This window comes from Streptomyces sp. NPDC018000 (assembly GCF_044328025.1).
Classification (GTDB): domain Bacteria; phylum Actinomycetota; class Actinomycetes; order Streptomycetales; family Streptomycetaceae; genus Streptomyces.
Window position 1 is genome coordinate 344,670 of record NZ_JBIRGM010000005.1, and the last position, 15,604, is coordinate 360,273.

Genomic DNA, 15,604 nt, shown 5'->3' on the forward strand with positions numbered 1-15,604 from the left:
TATGCCTTGACGGTCGGAGGGTTCCCCTCAATCGAGAGCAGCGATCGGTTATGCCCGGCGATGTACCCTACTGGGGTGCTGGCGGTGTTCTGGATTCTGTTGACTCCGCAATCTTCAACGAACCCCTCGTTCTTCTCGGTGAAGATGGGGCCCCGTTCTTCACGCCAGGCAAGGACGTTGCCTACTTCGTTGAAGGACCCACTTGGGTCAACAACCACATCCACGCGCTGCGCCCAACTGCAAGTAATGGGCAATTCTTGACCTACGCCCTCAATGCCGTCGACTACGCCAACTACATCACTGGAGCCACCAGGGATAAGTTGACGCAGGACGATCTCAAACAGATCGAAGTACCCTGCCCTCCGCTGGACGAGCAGCGCCGCATCGCCGACTTCCTCGATGCCGAGACTGCCCGCATCGACGAACTCAGTCGCCTGCGCACGCGCCAGCAAGAACTGCTCACAACCCGCAGATGGTCACACTTTCAGGCAGCGCTGGATGACACACAAGCCGATGCGACCCCACTGCGCAGAGTGATTGAATCTATTGTTGACGGCCCCTTCGGTAGTTCTTTTTCCAGTGAGGATTACGTCGATGATGGCGCCGCTGTAGTGCGACTAGGAAACATCGGTTTTTCCGAGTACCGCCAGAAAGATCAGGCGAGGATTCCAATGTCTCTCTACAGAAGATTTCGCCACCACAACGTGCAGCCAGGGGATGTGATCATTGCCGGGCTAGGTGATGCTCGAAACCATGCTGGACGCGCATGTGTGGCACCTGATCTAGGCCCCACCATCGTAAAAGGGAAATGTTTCCGGGCTCGCCTAGAAGCAAGCTCAGCTGACGCCGAGTTCATTTCCCTCTTGCTCTCTTCGCCACTCGGCGCTAGCGCGATCGAGGGTAGAGGGTCGACTCGATCGATGATCAATCTCGAAATCGTTAAGTCGGCGCTGCTTCCCATTCCGTCGCTGGCAAAGCAACGGCAAATAGCGAAAGAGCACCGCGAGAGTTGGCATCGCACGAAGGCTGCCATACATGCCTGTGACCGCCAGGTGGCCACTTTGGCCGAACGCCGCCAAGCCCTCATCACCGCCGCCGTAACCGGCCAATTCGACGTCTCCACCGCCAGCGGCCGCAACGTAACGGACGGAGTGCATCCATGAGCCCCATCCACAACGAGTCCGCCTTCGGGGACGCCATCGTCGCCGCGATGACCGAGCGCGGCTGGCGCGAAGCGCAGCCCGAGGACTACCAGGCCGACCTTGGGCTGGACACCAACGAGCTGTTCACCTTTCTCGGCAAGACTCAGATCAACGAGTGGAACGAACTGCTCGCCGTCTACGGCAAGGACGTCAACGCGGCCCAGCACGGCTTCGCCCGGCGCCTGGACAAGGCGATCAGCGAGGAAGGCCTGCTCAACATCCTCCGTAACGGAGTCAAGGACCGGGGCGTTCGCCTCCGCGTGGCCTACTTCAAGCCGAATCTGGTTGCCGACGACTCCGTCCTGGACGGCTACCGCGCCAATCGCCTCACCGTCGTACGCGAACTCCGTTACGCCACCAAGCAGGCCGACTGGGGCAACGAACTCGATCTGACCCTGTTCCTCAACGGAATCCCGGTCGCCACCGCCGAATTGAAGAACCCGCTCACCCGGCAGGGCGTCGAGCAGGCCAAGGAGCAGTACCGCACCAAGCGCGACGCCACCGAGCTGATCTTCACCCGCCGCGTCATCGCGAACTTTGCTGTGGACCCGGACCTCGTTTTCGTGGCGACCCAGCTCCGGGGCAAGAACACCCGTTTCCTCCCCTTCAACACCGGCTCCAACGGCGCCGGCCTGCCTGGCGGCGCGGGCAACCCCGCCCCAGCCGCGTACGGCACGTACGCCACCTCCTACCTGTGGGAACAGGTCTGGGCACGGGACAACTGGCTCGACCTGCTCCAGCGCTATGTGCACCAGCAGAAGTCGAAGACGCCCGGCGGTGGCACCACCAAGTCGACGATCTTCCCGCGCTTCCACCAGTGGGACGTCGTGAAGAAGCTGACCGCGCACGCTGCAACCTACGGCGTCGGCCAGAACTACCTCGTCATGGCATCGGCCGGTTCCGGGAAGTCGAACACGATCGGCTGGCTTGCCCACCGCCTCAGTGACCTCCACGCCGACACCGATCCGCGCGTACTCGACCCGGAAGCCGTGAAGAAGGGCCGTCTCAAGCCTGGCGCACCTGTCTTCGACAAGGTCATCGTCATCACCGACCGCCGCAATCTGGACGCCCAACTCCGGGAGACCGTCGGCAGTTTCTCGCAGACCGAGGGCCTGGTCGTGAAGGTCGACGAGAAGCACGGGGCGAAGAGCGAGCAGCTCGCCCGCGCGCTGTCACGCGACACCGGCAAGATCGTCACGGTCACCCTGCACTCGTTCCCGGCACTCATCGATTACATCGAGCGGAACCCGACGGAGATAAAGGGCACCAGCTTCGCGATCGTCATCGACGAGGCCCACTCCTCGCAGTCCGGCGACGCGTCCACCGCCGTGAAGGCCGCCCTGCGTGACCTCGGCCTGGACTCCGACTCCGAGGACCAGGGCGCGACCACCGCCACCGTCTACGAGAAGCTGAAGAAGAAGGCCGCGGAGCGCTCCCAGGCCGCAAACCTCTCCTACTTCGCCTTCACCGCCACTCCGAAGGCCAAGACGCTCGAACTCTTCGGCACGGAACACACCGTCGACGGCAAGGACGTCTACCGCCCCTTCCACACATACTCCATGCGTCAGGCCATCGAGGAAGGCTTCATCCTCGATCCGTTGCGCAACTACGTCACGTACAACACGTACTGGAAGCTGGTGAACCAGAATCCCGACGAGCGCGAGGTGGACCCGTCCAAGGCCAACAGCCTGCTCGCCCGGTACGCGCTGACTCACGAACACACCGTCTCCCAGCACGCAACGGTGATCGTCGAGCACTTCCTCGCGCACTCTCGCGGCCGGCTCGGCGGGCGCGCCAAGTCCATGGTGGTGACGGCCTCGCGTCACTCCGCCGTACAGATGGCACGGGCGATCAAGAGTTACATCAAGGACCGGGAGTACGACACCAAGTACCCGGACCTCGGCGTTCTGGTCGCCTTCTCCGGATCGCTCACCATCGACGACGAGGAGACCACGGAGCCCAAGGAGAACGGCGGGATCGCCGAGAGCGCGTTGCCGAAGGCGTTCGCGTACACCCGCGCCGACGACAAGGCCGTGGCGGCCGGTGGGCGCGGGCAGCAGGAGTACAAGATCCTTGTGGTCGCGGAGAAGTACCAGACCGGCTTCGACCAGCCGCTCCTGACGACCATGTACGTCAACAAGACGCTGACCGGCATCGCCGCCGTGCAGACACTCTCCCGGCTCAACCGCACCGCGGATCGCAAGTCCCAGGCCGACCTCGCGGTCCTCGACTTCGCCAACGACGCCCAGGACATACAGGACGCGTTCCGCCCGTACTTCGAGGAGGCGATGACACTCCCCTCCGACCCGAACCTGCTCTACACCGCGCAGAGCCGGGTCATGTCGGCGCCGATCATCTCCGAGTCGGAGATGGACGAGTTCGCCGCCGCGTACTTCGCCGCGAAGGAGAAGGCTGCCGGTTCGCAGGCCAAGTGGGAGAAGTTGCACGCCGAGCTGTACCGGTTGCTGTCCCCCGCCGTCGCCCGGTTCACGCCGCTTCTTGAGAGCGAGGAGGACGACGACGTGGAGACCGCCGAGGACTTCCGCGCCGACCTCAACGACTACGTTCGCAAGTACGGGTTCCTCGCGCAGATCGTGCCGTACCGGGACGCCGAGCTGGAACGGCTGCACCTCTACGGCCGCTACCTCCTCAACCGGCTTCCGCGTCGCGCCGACGGTGGCGTCGACATAGGTGAGATTGACCTCAGCCATCTGCGGGTGGAGAAGTCCGGTGAGCACGACAAGTCGCTCACCGCCGAAGGCCCGGCAGAACTCAAGGGTTTCGGGGAGGGCGCGGGCGGCGCTGCGGAGGCCGAGAAGTCACTGTTGTCGGAGCTGATCGAGCAGTTCAACGCCAAGTTCGGCACCGACTTCACCGAGGACGATGTCAGGCGGCCGTTCGATGAGGCCAAGGCCGACGGGAAGGTGCGCGCGGCGGCCGTCGTCAACGACGAGGACAACTTCGGCAAGGTCTTCGACAAGGTCTTCGCCGACAAGATGGCCGACCACATCGACACGATCGCCGGCATGGGACGGCAGTACTTCGGGCCCGATAAGGGGTTCAAGTCCAGCCTGGACCGCAGCGCGCGCCGGGCGGCGTGGCGGATGATCCGCCGCGAGGAGGGCGTGGACGAGTAGTCCCGTCACACACGGGAGGGTCCCGCCATTACGCCTGTGCGGCGCGGCGGGACCCTCCTGCTGGCTCAGGACCTCAGCCGGTGGCCCGGACCAGCTCTACCAGCCCTGCCCACGCCTCGGGTCGCACGGTCAGCGTGGGACCACTGACCTGCTTCGAGTCACGAATGTGCACATGAGTGGCTGCGGCAGCAACCTCTACGCAGTCGCCCCCCTCTGCACCGCTGTAGCTGCTCTTGCGCCAGGCGACCTCCACGCACTGGCCGCCTTCAGCCCCGCTGTAGCTGCTCTTGAACCAAGCCAGCTCCCGCATGGCAGGAGCGTCGGTGGTGTTCATAGATCTCCCAGCAACTTCTCGATGAATCCCAGAGTCTCTCGCGGAGTGAGAGCCTGACTCCGGATAATCCCATAGCGCGCTGCGGCCAGCCGTGTCTCGTCCCGATCAGTCAGCAGGTTGCTGCGCCCCTGGACCTCCATGTACACGAACTGTTCCCCGCCTTTGCGGGTGATCACGGTGTACGGCCCGTCCACGCCCGCGTTGTCCTCTCGGTCGAGCGGCATCACTTGGATCTCTACGTTGCGGTTCCGGCCGAGCAAAAGGAGTTGTTCAAGCTGCCCTCGTAGAACGTCCCTGCCTCCGAGCGGCCTTCGAAGGACTGACTCCTCCATCACAAAGCTCAGCAGAGGAGCAGGCCAGCGACTGAAGATCTCTTGCCTCGCCAGGCGTGCAGCCACTCGCAGTTCGATGGTTTCCTCGTCCAGCAGCGGGCGACGCATGGCGAGCACCGCCCGCATGTACTCCTCCGTCTGCAACAGGCCCTTGACCATGTGCGTGTCGTACGCGCACAGCTCCACCGCCTGCGCCTCCAACCGTGCTGCGCCCCGGAAGAACGGCGGATACTGTGCCCGCGCAACCTCCTTCTTCAACGCAATCAACAAGCCCCCGGCGTCCAGCACCGCGTCTGCGTTGTCGATGAACTCGGGCTGCGGGATCCTCCGCCCCTGCTCGAACGACGCGACGGACTGCGCCGCGTACCCCACCCGGTTCCCGAACTCCGTTCGGTCCAGCCCGGCCCGCATCCGTAGCAGCTTCAACTGCCGCCCGAACGCGGTCATCACGCCCGAACCCGGTTCGTCCTCCGGCCGCTGCCCGAACTCGGAGCCGCCATCCGTCCCCGTACCCGCACCTGTCTCGTCCTGCGTCATCGCCACCGCCTGTCCCACGTACGTACAAGCCGGACGCACGCCACGTACAGCCAGCCCGCGACGGCGCGTCACCCCTGGTCACGCTACGCCACCAAACGGCAACGTGGAGCCATGACCAGCAATCCGCCACTCCCCGTGCGCCCCACCCGCACCGCCCAACCCGGTTTCCCCTGGCAGCACTTCTCGATGCGGTTCAGCTCCACGCCGCGCGGCGCCCGTCTCGCCCGCCGCCTGGCCGGCGAACGGCTCGACGCCTGGGGCATCCCGTACGGCAGCGACGCACACCACACACTGACGCTGATCGTCGCGGAGCTGAGCGCGAACGCCGTGAGCCACGGCCGCGTGCCCGGCCGCGACTTCCGCCTGTGCCTGTCCGCCGAGGGAACGACCTTGCGCGTCGAGGTCACCGACACCCGGGGCGAGAAGGTCCCCACCCTCGTCGAACCGTCGGACGCCCTGGACGGAGACGGAGGCCGCGGCCTGCTCCTGGTCGCGGCGCTCACGGACCGCTGGGGCTGGTACCCCTGCGCGGACGGCCCCGGCAAGACGGTCTGGGCCGTGCTGGAAGTGGGAACGACGTAGGCCCGGCGCCGCAGCCGGCCGTTCACTCGGCTAAGCCCTCCCGAGCCCCGCCTGCGGCTGGCCACCGTCGACCGGGATGTGGGCGCCGTTCACGGCGCTAGAGGCCGGGGAGAGGAGGAAGGCGATGACCCGGGCGACTTCATCGGCATTCAGCAGGCGTCCGTTGGGGTTGCGTTCCGCGTAGGCCTCGTACGTCGCTGGGTCACGCCGACGCAGGCGGTCCCAGCTCTTGCCCGGAAGGAGGATCGAGCCGGGGCTGACTGTGTTGACCCGGACACCGTAGGGGGCGAGTTCCTGGCACAGGGCGCCGGCCAGGTAGATCTCGGACGCCTTGGCCGCCCCGTACTGGGCGGGAAAGCGGGGCTTCCAGCCGGAAATGGAGGCGACGATCACCACCGAGCTCCCGGGACACAGGCTGTCCAGCGCCGATCGTACGGTACGCACGGCGTGACCGCCGTTCAGCTCCCAGGTCGCCTGCCAGTCCTCGCGGGTCGAGTCGAGGAGCCCGCCGCCTCGCTTGCCGCCGATGTTGGCGACCAGGCCGTCCAGGCCGCCGAGTTCCCGTCCGGCATGCCGCGTGAAGTCCTCCAGCTCGTCCGGGGCCAGGACGTCCACAGCGCCCGTGACGACTTGGGCGTCGAATTCCCTGCGCAGTTCGCAGGAGGTCCGGGCAAGGGTGTCGGCATCACGGCCGCATATCGCGATGGACGCCCCCTCGGCTGCGAGGCGGCGGGTGACCGCGTACCCCAGTCCCCTGCTGCCGCCAGTCACCAGGAACGACTTGCCCCGCAGCCCGTACGTGACCGTCGGCGGCGTCGCCACCCGCTCTTCGGACTCTTCACGCTCTTTCATGGATGCCACTGTGCCAGCCTGTCGCCAACAGACCTTCAGCGCACCAGCTTGCGGATGACGATGCCTACGATGAGTGTGGTGAACAGCATTCCCGCGGCCGTGAACGAAACCGCCAGTGCAGACCATTCGGCCGTCTTGAGCTCCGATGGCATGCCGGTACCGACATTCAGCCACAGCGCGAGGGCCAGGACGAAGGACTTTCCCGCAGCGGTCACATCCAACAGCCCGCGACTCGGTTCGCGCACCGCGCCCGCCAGATGGAGCACGACGCCCGTCAGGAAAACCCCCGCCGCCAGTACACGCGCCGGGTTCCGCGCACGTACTCCCCAGCCGAGGATGCCGCCGAGGATGCCTCGGCCGATGGCACGCCGTAGAGGCGGCAGAGTGGTCGCCTCGCGCTGCCGCGCCAGGTAGTAGAGCTCGTCGACCTCCCTGTTCCGGTTCCTTCTGGCCAGTGCGGACCGTACGGACTCCAGTGCCACAGTGGTCACTTCGGTGAAGGAACGCTCCAGGAACGAGGTGATCTGGCGGCCGTTGCGGAAGACCTGGCCGGCGAGCTCCATGTCACCGACGCTGGAGGATTCGTCGAGGCTGTACCGGGAGCTGCCGGACGGAAGACCGAGTGTGCCTGTCACCGAGGAGCTGTGCAGGCTGATCACCGAGGAATCCTGAGACTCCGAACTCAGGGACGCTACATTGGTGTTGTGGAAGGTGAGACGGGCAGTCGGGTCGTTCTGCTCGCTGCGCGCGCTCTCGCACAGACCGAGGTTGCGTACCTCCACGGGCCCTCGGACTGTGCTGTTGCTGATCGTGCTGTCCCCGGAGGGAATCACCAGTCCGTTCACTCGCACCGTCTCGCTGCACCGCAGCCCGTTCGCTCGTAGCGGTTCATCCAGTCGCACGCGCCGCAGGGTGAGTTCGGGTGTCTCGACCTCGTCGAGATCGAGTGCGGACAGCCAGAGGTCGTCGAACGTCATGTCTTCACGGGCGCGCAGCCCCCGGACCACCAAGCGCGGTCGCCCCAGGCGACCGCCTGTGGCCTGGCTGCGGACCACAAGCGAGGACACGCGCGTGTTACTGATCTGGACCGGCCCACGCAGGGCGTTGATCTGTACGAGTTCCTCCACTCGAAGGCGCTCCAGCCGGGTGGTGGCGCACGAGTGCAGGGCGAGGAAGTCCAGCGAGGTGTCGATGATCGTGACCTCGCAGCCCATCGATGCGTTACGGATCGTCAGGCGGCCGATCCGGGAATTGACCACCAGGAGCGCGTCCGCTTCCACGTGGTCGACGACCAGTTCGTCGATGTGGCAGGACCGCACGGTCAGCGCCCCGTCGATGCTCACACGGTCGAACGAGACGCGGTCGGCCGAGACAGTGTCAAGGAGAAGGTCGGTGGTGACCTCGTCCTGGCGCAGGTGCACACTGCGGTCGCTGACCGTGCGCTGGCGACCGATTCTCGCCAGGTCCTCGAGTGTCCGTACAACTCCCACCGGCATCCCCCTGCTGCTTGTGGCCGTTGATGTTGCTGTGCGTGTGCGTCAAGGCACTCAAGCCCGGCGCGTGCTCGCGCTCCGGTGGGAGCCGTGGCCGCCCGGATCAAGTCCAAGAGCCGCGAGCAGGTCTTCTCTGCTGACGGCGTCCGGTGGCTCGACAAGCGAGTAGGCGATCTGCTTGGCCGCCGCCGCCGGATCTGTACGGTCCGTGCGTACCACCAGATCGAACAGATCACGTACATCGGAGCCGAGTACGTCCTGTGCTGTCTCGTCCCAGGCGGCGAGCCGCTTCGGCGTGTCGGTGTCTCCCCGTTCGCCGGACCGTTCCTCGCACACGTTCCTCGGCACCCAGAGGAGGACGCGCAGCCATGAGGTCGCCAGAGTCCGGTTCAGCAGGGTGCGCATGTCGGTGACGTTGCCGATGTGCGTGACCGGGACCAGGCCCTGCTCTTGCGGCTGGGTGAGGGAGAGGCGGTCGACGGCATAGATGTTGCCGTAGCGGGGGGTTTCCACGACGATTCTGTCCCTGCGGCGCAGGTCGTCGAGTTCCTCGGCGGTGACGAACCGGTATCCGGCTGAGCGGCCCGTGCCGTGCTTGAGCTTGGTGACCAACTGGAACCGTGGGTCGGCGGAGCAGAGGGCTGCCGTCACCGTGTCCTTGCCGGCGGTGGGCGGCCCGTACAGGACGACTGCGCTCACGAGCCCCCCACAAGCCGTTGCGCGATGGTCTCGACCTGCTCGGCCAGAGGACGTGAGGCGCCAATGCGGTTGTCGATCAGGTGGTGAGATGTCACCGGCCTCAGACCCACATCGATGCCGCTCGTGTACGTCGGCCAGTGCGTCAGCTTCCACGTGTCGCGTGAGGCATTCCGCGAGATCAGCCGGTCACGCATCGACTCCAGGTCGCTGTCCACCCACAGCGTCTCGAAGCGCGCCCCCGTCCTGCCGCAACGGCGTGCCACGCGTGACATCCACTGTGCGTCGGAAGCCTCGGCCAGGAAGGGCGCGACGGCGACCACCGACGTACCGCACTCGAGGTTCTCCCAGACGGCCTTCATCAGGCACGCGTACTCCAGCGGCCTGGCGTGCTCCAGGTAGACGGGGCTGTGGCGGTCGTCCGGGTCACCGCCCAGCGCCTGCAGCAGCCGCTCGGTCATCGGACGGCTGATGGTGTCCTTGTCGAGCATGGCCCACCCGGTCGCCGCCGCCAGCAGCTTGCCGGCCTCGGACTTGCCCGAACCGGCATACCCGGCGACGAGAGCAAGGGTGATGGTGCTCGTACCTAACGCAGTGGTCACTCTGTCCACCCCCGAGACGACTTTGAACAACTGGGCTCAGCTTAAAGGCGGATGGAGATTGTGGTGATCGAACCCCCCGCATATCGATGCCGCCACGCGCACGACGCCCTGACGCTGATCGTCGCCGACCTCAGCAGGCCGTCGCGAACATCGCAGGTTGCCGGGGCCGCCCCGGCAGTTGAGCTCCAGCCTCTTGCGGAAGGAGCGCAACCGTCGTGACCGGAAAGAGGTCCCCCGGACTCCTCCGCGCCGCCGCCGCTGGACTGAAGATCGCCCCACCAGAGACACTTGCCCTCCACCACGCCGAAAGCCGGTGCGACAGCGCGCCCCGGCCGGCGCACGCACACACGGGGGCAATGTGCCGCAGCAGCAGCCGATCGCCGGTCGGTACGAGCTTCTGGAGCCGCTCGACAACGGCGGCATGGGGGACGTGTGGCGCGGCTACGACGCCGTGCTCGACCGGCCCGTCGCCGTGAAGCTGATCCGGCAGCAGGCCGTCGTCGGATCGCCGCAGCTGGCGGAGGAGTTCGCCAAGCGGTTCCGCCGTGAGGCCCGTATCACCGCACGGATCCAGCACCCGGGCGTGCCGCAGGTGTACGACGCGGTGCTCGACGACACGTACGAGCGGCTGTTCCTGGTCATGGAGCTGGTGGACGGGGTGTCGCTGTCCGCGTACATCCACCCGGAGCGGCTGCTTCCGGTCAGTTGGGCGGTGGCAGTGGCGGCGCAGGTCGCCACCGTGCTGTCGTACGCGCACGAGGTGCCGGTGATCCACCGCGACCTCAAGCCCAGCAACGTCCTGGTCGCCCGGGACGGGACGGTGAAGGTCCTCGACTTCGGGATCGCGGCGATCCTGCGGACCGATGTCACCAAGCTGACCGCGACCGGCAGCCCCATAGGCACCTATCAGTACATGGCGCCCGAGCAGGTACGCGGCGGGCGGACCACCCCGCAGACCGACCTGTACGCGCTGGGCTGTGTGCTGCACGAACTGCTCAGCGGACGCCTGCTGTTCACGGCGGACAGCGAGTACATGGTGATGCACCAGCACGTGAACGCCGCCCCCACCCCGCTGCGGGTACTGCGCCCGGACGTGCCGAAGGAGCTGGAGGACCTCGTCCTGCATCTGCTGCTCAAGGCGCCGGAGGCGCGGCCCGCCGACGTGCAGGAGGTGTACGAGCGGCTGCGGCCGTTCCTGCCGCCGCCCGGCGTGAAGCCCGCGCCCGGGGAGGCGGGACCGTCGGGGGCGCCGGACCCGACGGGGATCTTCCGCCACCCGTACGCGCCGCGCGCCCGTGCGGGGGTGGCCCGGTCCGCTCCCGCGGCAGTCGATCCGAACGGCGGGCAGGCCGCGCCCGGTCCCGTACCCGTACCCGCGCAGTTGCGTGCGGAGATCGACGAGGCGTACGCGCACTCCGACGCGCTCCTGGACGAGGAGCGGTTCGCGCAGGCCGCCGAGGTACTCGCGGAGATCATCGAACCGGCCGCACGCGCGCTCGGCGCGGAGAGCCGGAAGGTCCTGGAGCTGCGGACCCGGCGGGCCGCGATCCAGTTGCTCGGCGGTGACTACCGGGCTGCGCTGCCCGAGTTCGACGCCCTGGCGGACGCGTACGCGCGCACCGGCGGCCCCACCGGCGAGTCGGCGCGCGCCTGCCGTGCCCAGGCCGCGCGGTGCCGCGCCGAGCTCGGCCAGGTCACCGACGCGCTCGCCGCGCTGCGTGGTCTCCTCGACGTCGTGCGGACCGTCGACAGCGACCTCAGCGAGGAAGCCGTCGAGCTGCGCCGCGACATCGGGATGCTGCTGCTCGCCCAGGGGCAGGCGGCCGAGGCCCATCGGATTCTTCGGCCACTGCACGACGACCTGTGTCTGGTCTTCGGGCCCGGCGACGAGATGACCACGGAGGTCGGCGAGGCGTTGGCGCTGATCGGCCTCGACCTCGACGGGCCGGCCACCTGACTCGTGGTCGGGCACGCCGAGCGAGTTCCTGGTGGAGGCCGGGGTGCATCAGGCCTCGTAGGCGGGTGGAGCGAAACCGGGGCGTTTCAGCGCCAGGGCCGCCAGCGCCGCCGGAGCGCCCTTCGGTCCGCGGATGCCCGGGAAGGCGTTGACGTCGACGACGACGGGCGCCCCCTCGCGGTCCAGCAGGTCGACACCGTAGACGTCCAGGCCGAAGACCTCGCCCGCGTGGAGGGCTGTTTCGGTCCAGGCCCGCGGCAGGTCACGGACCAGAGGCGCGGACCGGGCGCCGTCCGGCGGGGTGGCCACCGGTGCGGGGCGTACCCCCGCGAACACTTCTCCCGCGATCACCCACAGCTTGTGGTCCCAGCCGCTGTTCGCGACGAACTCCTGTATGACGACAGGCTCGTCGGGCCACTTCGCGGCAAGGTCCCGGAGCTCGGCCGGGCCGTCCACCCGGGCGACAAGGTCTGCGCGCCGGTTGTGGCGGCTCTTCACCATGAGTGGGTAGGCGTTCTCCGGCCGCTCCGCTCCGGGGAGGGCCTCGGACAGCGTGTCCAGGGTCCTGGTCCGGGGCATCGGCAGACCGGCGCCTTCGGCCACGGCGGCGATCCGGCTCCTGTCCTGGCACAGCTCCGTCGCAGCGGCGGAGTTCACCACCCGGGCACCTTGCGCTTCGAGGAGACGGGCAAGCTCCAGTGCCCGGGGGTTATGGGCCTTGAGGAGGTAGACGTCCGCGAGGTCGTCCGGGGCCACCAGTTCCGACGGGGATCCGGTCCCGGTGTCCGGGTTCAGGAACGTCACCTGGTGCTCCGCCTCGATCAGCGCGGAAGCAGCGGCGGCAAGCAGCGGATGATCCGGTTTGTCGGTCAGCAGACACACCCTCATATCTGGGCGACTCCCGGTGCGGCCGCCAGCATGTCCGCTTCGGGGTGCGGGCGAGGCCGACCGTCGGGGATCAGCGACTGGGACGGAATGTGCGGAGCCGGGGCGAGTACGCCCGTCCTGGCGCTGCCGCCCGCCCTGGCCAGGTCGAGGACGGCTCCTGCCAACCGGGATACGGCATCGGGAACCTGACGGAAGCTCGGGAAATCATTGATGTCGACGATCACGGGACCGTCGGGGCCGAGCACCACGTCGATACCGTACAGATCGAGACCGAAGACCGCTCCCACCTTCGCCGCCACTGCGGCCACCTCGGCGGGCACGGGGACGGCTCCCTCCTCGACCTGCCCGTCCGGGTGGATCGGGGAGCGTCGCAAGGTCGCGTGGAACTCGCCGGCGAGACAGTAGACCTTCAGGTCGGAACCGGGATTGGGCACGTAGGGCTGCGCGATCAGCTGGCCTTCCCCCGCCTGCTCCGTCTCCGCCAGGCGCCCGGGGTCCGGCACGAGCCGCACCCCGCGCCCCGAGCTGCCATCGGCGGGCTTGACCACCAGAGGGAAGAGCTCGTCGGGGACATCCGCGAACAGCGTGGCCCTGGGTGCCGAATAGGTCACCGGAACCGGTAGCCCGTGCTGGCGCGCGATGATCGATGTGAAGACCTTGTCGCGCACCGCGCGGATCGACCGCGCATCGTTGACCGTGGTCAGGCCCACGGCCGCCGCGGCCTCCAGAAGGGTGAGCCCGGGGCCGCCGGACACGGTCTTGAGTACCCAGGCGTCATGGGTCCCCGCCCGCACCTCTTCCGAAATCCGCAGCAGCGAGCCGCCGGGGCGCACCACGTCCACCTGGTGCCCCCACGACGACAGTCGTCGGGCCACGTCAAGCGGCATGCCGTCATTCCGGTACAGCTCTTCGACGAGGAAGCAGAGCTTCATCCCAATACCCCTCGGTGCCCCATCGCTGATGCGGGCACGACGATCCCTTGCGATGCTCTTCCGAACACCGCCAAAAGGGCAACGCTACGTCATGCTCGCCCCAAAGCAACGTCGGCCGGGTGTTACTGATGATGCGTTCTCTCATACAAACAGGTCTCCGTCGGGCGCGGCGGCGGAGTGGATGGCCTTGCACCGGCCGAGTCCGTCATGGGGGTCACGGAGTACGGGAGCACGGAAGTACGGGCCCGTCCCTGAGGCACTACGGCACGGACCCGTGCGTCAGAGCGCTGATGATCGTGATCCGCCGCGATGTGTACATGCCGTCCTGCCGGTCGGCCCGGCCGACCGCCCGGCAGGACGGCGCGCGCAGGCCCCGCAGTGACCGGCGTCTACGCTGCACCTTTGCATCAGGAAATTTCCTTTGCCTACCGACGCGTAACTTCTGACGTACCTCAAATTCGTCCCTGAGTGATGTGGAGCACTGCCAGAATCAAAAAAATCCCGGATGATGTGCATTTGAGCCGTGCCACGGTGACGACTCCCTGGCCGGCCACGGCCGGGACCGCCCACCTTCCCCTCACAAAGGCAAATCTCCTCCATGAGTGACCGCACCACTGCGGCCGATACGCTCGCCGCCGCCCCACCGGCGACGGGCTCCCTCCACCGGGACGCCGGCGATGCCGGTTACAGCAAGGACCTCAAGTCCCGTCACATCAACATGATCGCCATCGGCGGCGCAATCGGCACCGGCCTGTTCCTGGGCGCGGGCGGGCGACTGGCCGGAGCGGGTCCCTCACTCGCCGTTGCCTACGCGGTCTGCGGTGTCTTCGCCTTCTTCGTGGTCCGCGCGCTCGGCGAGCTGGTCCTGTATCGGCCGTCCTCCGGCGCCTTCGTCTCGTACGCCCGCGAGTTCATGGGCGAGAAGGGCGCCTTCGCGGCCGGCTGGCTGTACTTCCTGAACTGGTCGACCACCGCCGTCGCCGACATCACCGCGGCCGCCACCTACGCCCACTTCTGGTCGATGTTCAGCGACATTCCGCAGTGGATCCTCGCGCTGATCGCCCTCGCCGTCGTCCTCACCGCCAACCTCATCTCTGTGAAGTACTTCGGTGAGATGGAGTTCTGGTTCGCGATCATCAAGGTCTCCGCCCTGGTGGCCTTCATGCTCATCGGCATCTTCCTGGTGGTCACCCAGCACCCGGTGGACGGTCACACCCCGGGCATCTCCACCATCACCGACAACGGCGGCATCTTCCCCACCGGCATGCTCCCGATGCTGATGATGATCCAGGGTGTCGTGTTCGCGTACGCCTCCGTCGAGCTGTGCGGCGTCGCCGCGGGTGAGACGGAGAACCCCGAGAAGATCATGCCCAGGGCGATCAACTCGATCATGTGGCGCGTCGGCCTCTTCTACGTCGGTTCGGTGGTACTGCTGGCCCTCCTGCTGCCGTACACCTCGTACTCGGCGGACCAGAGCCCCTTCGTCACCGTCATGGACAAGCTCGGTGTTCCGGGCGCGGCGGGTGTGATGAACCTGGTCGTGCTGACCGCGGCGCTGTCCAGCCTGAACTCCGGTCTGTACTCCACCGGGCGCATCCTGCGCTCCATGGCGCTGGCGGGCTCCGCGCCCAGGTTCACCGGCCGGATGAACAAGGGCCAGGTGCCCTACGGCGGCATCCTGCTGACCGCAGGTTTCGGTGTACTCGGCGTCGTGCTCAATTACGTCATGCCGGGCCAGGCGTTCGAGATCGTCCTCAACTTCGCGTCGATCGGCATCCTCGGCACCTGGGGCATGATCATGCTCTGCTCGCTGCTGTTCTGGCGCCGCTCACAGGACGGCAGGGTCACCCGCCCCTCGTACCGGCTGCCCTGGGCCCCGTACACGCAGATCGTCACCCTGGCGTTCCTCGCCGGTGTCGTGTTCCTGATGTGGTGGGGCGGCGGAGTGGGCCGTACGACCGTGCTGTGCCTGCCGCTGATCGCGGCGGCGCTGGTGGGTGGCTGGTTCGTCGTCCGTGGACGGGTGAACGATCTTGCGCGGGAGCGCCAGGATGCCTGAC

General features: G+C 67.2%; 13 protein-coding genes. 5 read left to right on the forward strand and 8 right to left on the reverse strand.

What is annotated here, in order from left to right; translation table 11 throughout:
* The first annotated feature begins 50 nt into the window (after positions 1-50).
* A complete protein-coding gene (locus ACH4EW_RS15905; protein ID WP_398256788.1) occupies positions 51-1,163 on the forward strand; it encodes a restriction endonuclease subunit S in 1,113 nt (370 codons plus the stop codon).
* The gene (locus tag ACH4EW_RS15910) at positions 1,160-4,339 is read left to right on the forward strand and encodes a type I restriction endonuclease subunit R (protein ID WP_398256790.1); all 3,180 of its coding nucleotides are present in this window, start codon (positions 1,160-1,162) and stop codon (positions 4,337-4,339) included. Before ACH4EW_RS15905 ends, ACH4EW_RS15910 begins: the two co-directional genes overlap by 4 nt.
* Before the next feature lie 73 nt (positions 4,340-4,412).
* On the opposite strand, the gene ACH4EW_RS15915 is transcribed toward ACH4EW_RS15910, so the two are convergent.
* Positions 4,413-4,673, reverse strand: coding sequence for a DUF397 domain-containing protein (locus tag ACH4EW_RS15915; RefSeq protein WP_398256792.1), 261 nt, complete (start codon positions 4,671-4,673; stop codon positions 4,413-4,415).
* Positions 4,670-5,542: a helix-turn-helix domain-containing protein gene (locus tag ACH4EW_RS15920; protein WP_398256795.1), complete on the reverse strand. Its 873-nt coding sequence runs from the start codon at positions 5,540-5,542 to the stop codon at positions 4,670-4,672. Before ACH4EW_RS15920 ends, ACH4EW_RS15915 begins: the two co-directional genes overlap by 4 nt.
* 111 nt (positions 5,543-5,653) lie before the next feature.
* Between ACH4EW_RS15920 and ACH4EW_RS15925 the strand changes: the two genes are divergently transcribed.
* Positions 5,654-6,124, forward strand: a complete 471-nt coding sequence (locus ACH4EW_RS15925) for an ATP-binding protein (protein WP_398256797.1) — start codon at positions 5,654-5,656, stop codon at positions 6,122-6,124.
* A 30-nt stretch (positions 6,125-6,154) separates the two neighbouring features.
* On the opposite strand, the gene ACH4EW_RS15930 is transcribed toward ACH4EW_RS15925, so the two are convergent.
* Genes ACH4EW_RS15930 through ACH4EW_RS15945 form a run of 4 tightly spaced genes read right to left on the reverse strand, consistent with a single transcriptional unit; the run spans position 6,155 to position 9,767 of the window.
* Positions 6,155-6,976: an SDR family NAD(P)-dependent oxidoreductase gene (locus tag ACH4EW_RS15930; protein ID WP_398256800.1), complete on the reverse strand. Its 822-nt coding sequence runs from the start codon at positions 6,974-6,976 to the stop codon at positions 6,155-6,157.
* A 35-nt stretch (positions 6,977-7,011) separates the two neighbouring features.
* Positions 7,012-8,472, reverse strand: a complete 1,461-nt coding sequence (locus ACH4EW_RS15935) for a hypothetical protein (protein WP_398256804.1) — start codon at positions 8,470-8,472, stop codon at positions 7,012-7,014.
* Positions 8,473-8,523: 51 nt separating this feature from the next.
* On the reverse strand, positions 8,524-9,168 hold the full coding sequence (locus ACH4EW_RS15940) for a guanylate kinase (protein WP_398256807.1): 645 nt from the start codon (positions 9,166-9,168) through the stop codon (positions 8,524-8,526).
* The gene (locus ACH4EW_RS15945) at positions 9,165-9,767 is read right to left on the reverse strand and encodes an AAA family ATPase (RefSeq protein ID WP_398256810.1); all 603 of its coding nucleotides are present in this window, start codon (positions 9,765-9,767) and stop codon (positions 9,165-9,167) included. The genes ACH4EW_RS15940 and ACH4EW_RS15945 overlap by 4 nt, the downstream gene beginning before the upstream one ends.
* A 358-nt stretch (positions 9,768-10,125) precedes the next feature.
* Here ACH4EW_RS15945 and ACH4EW_RS15950 point away from each other — a divergent pair, with 358 nt between their 5' ends.
* Positions 10,126-11,724, forward strand: coding sequence for a protein kinase (locus ACH4EW_RS15950; RefSeq protein ID WP_398256812.1), 1,599 nt, complete (start codon positions 10,126-10,128; stop codon positions 11,722-11,724).
* A gap of 48 nt (positions 11,725-11,772) precedes the next feature.
* Here ACH4EW_RS15950 and ACH4EW_RS15955 read toward each other — a convergent pair whose 3' ends face one another.
* Positions 11,773-12,612 (reverse strand): RimK family alpha-L-glutamate ligase, encoded by an 840-nt coding sequence (locus tag ACH4EW_RS15955; RefSeq protein WP_398256814.1) that lies wholly within the window; start codon positions 12,610-12,612, stop codon positions 11,773-11,775.
* Entirely contained in the window at positions 12,609-13,544 is a 936-nt protein-coding gene (locus ACH4EW_RS15960) for a RimK family alpha-L-glutamate ligase (RefSeq protein WP_398256816.1), read from the reverse strand. The genes ACH4EW_RS15955 and ACH4EW_RS15960 overlap by 4 nt, the downstream gene beginning before the upstream one ends.
* A gap of 598 nt (positions 13,545-14,142) precedes the next feature.
* On the opposite strand from ACH4EW_RS15960, the gene ACH4EW_RS15965 reads away from it, so the two are divergent.
* On the forward strand, positions 14,143-15,603 hold the full coding sequence (locus ACH4EW_RS15965) for an amino acid permease (protein WP_398256819.1): 1,461 nt from the start codon (positions 14,143-14,145) through the stop codon (positions 15,601-15,603).
* The last annotated feature ends 1 nt before the right edge of the window (position 15,604 follow it).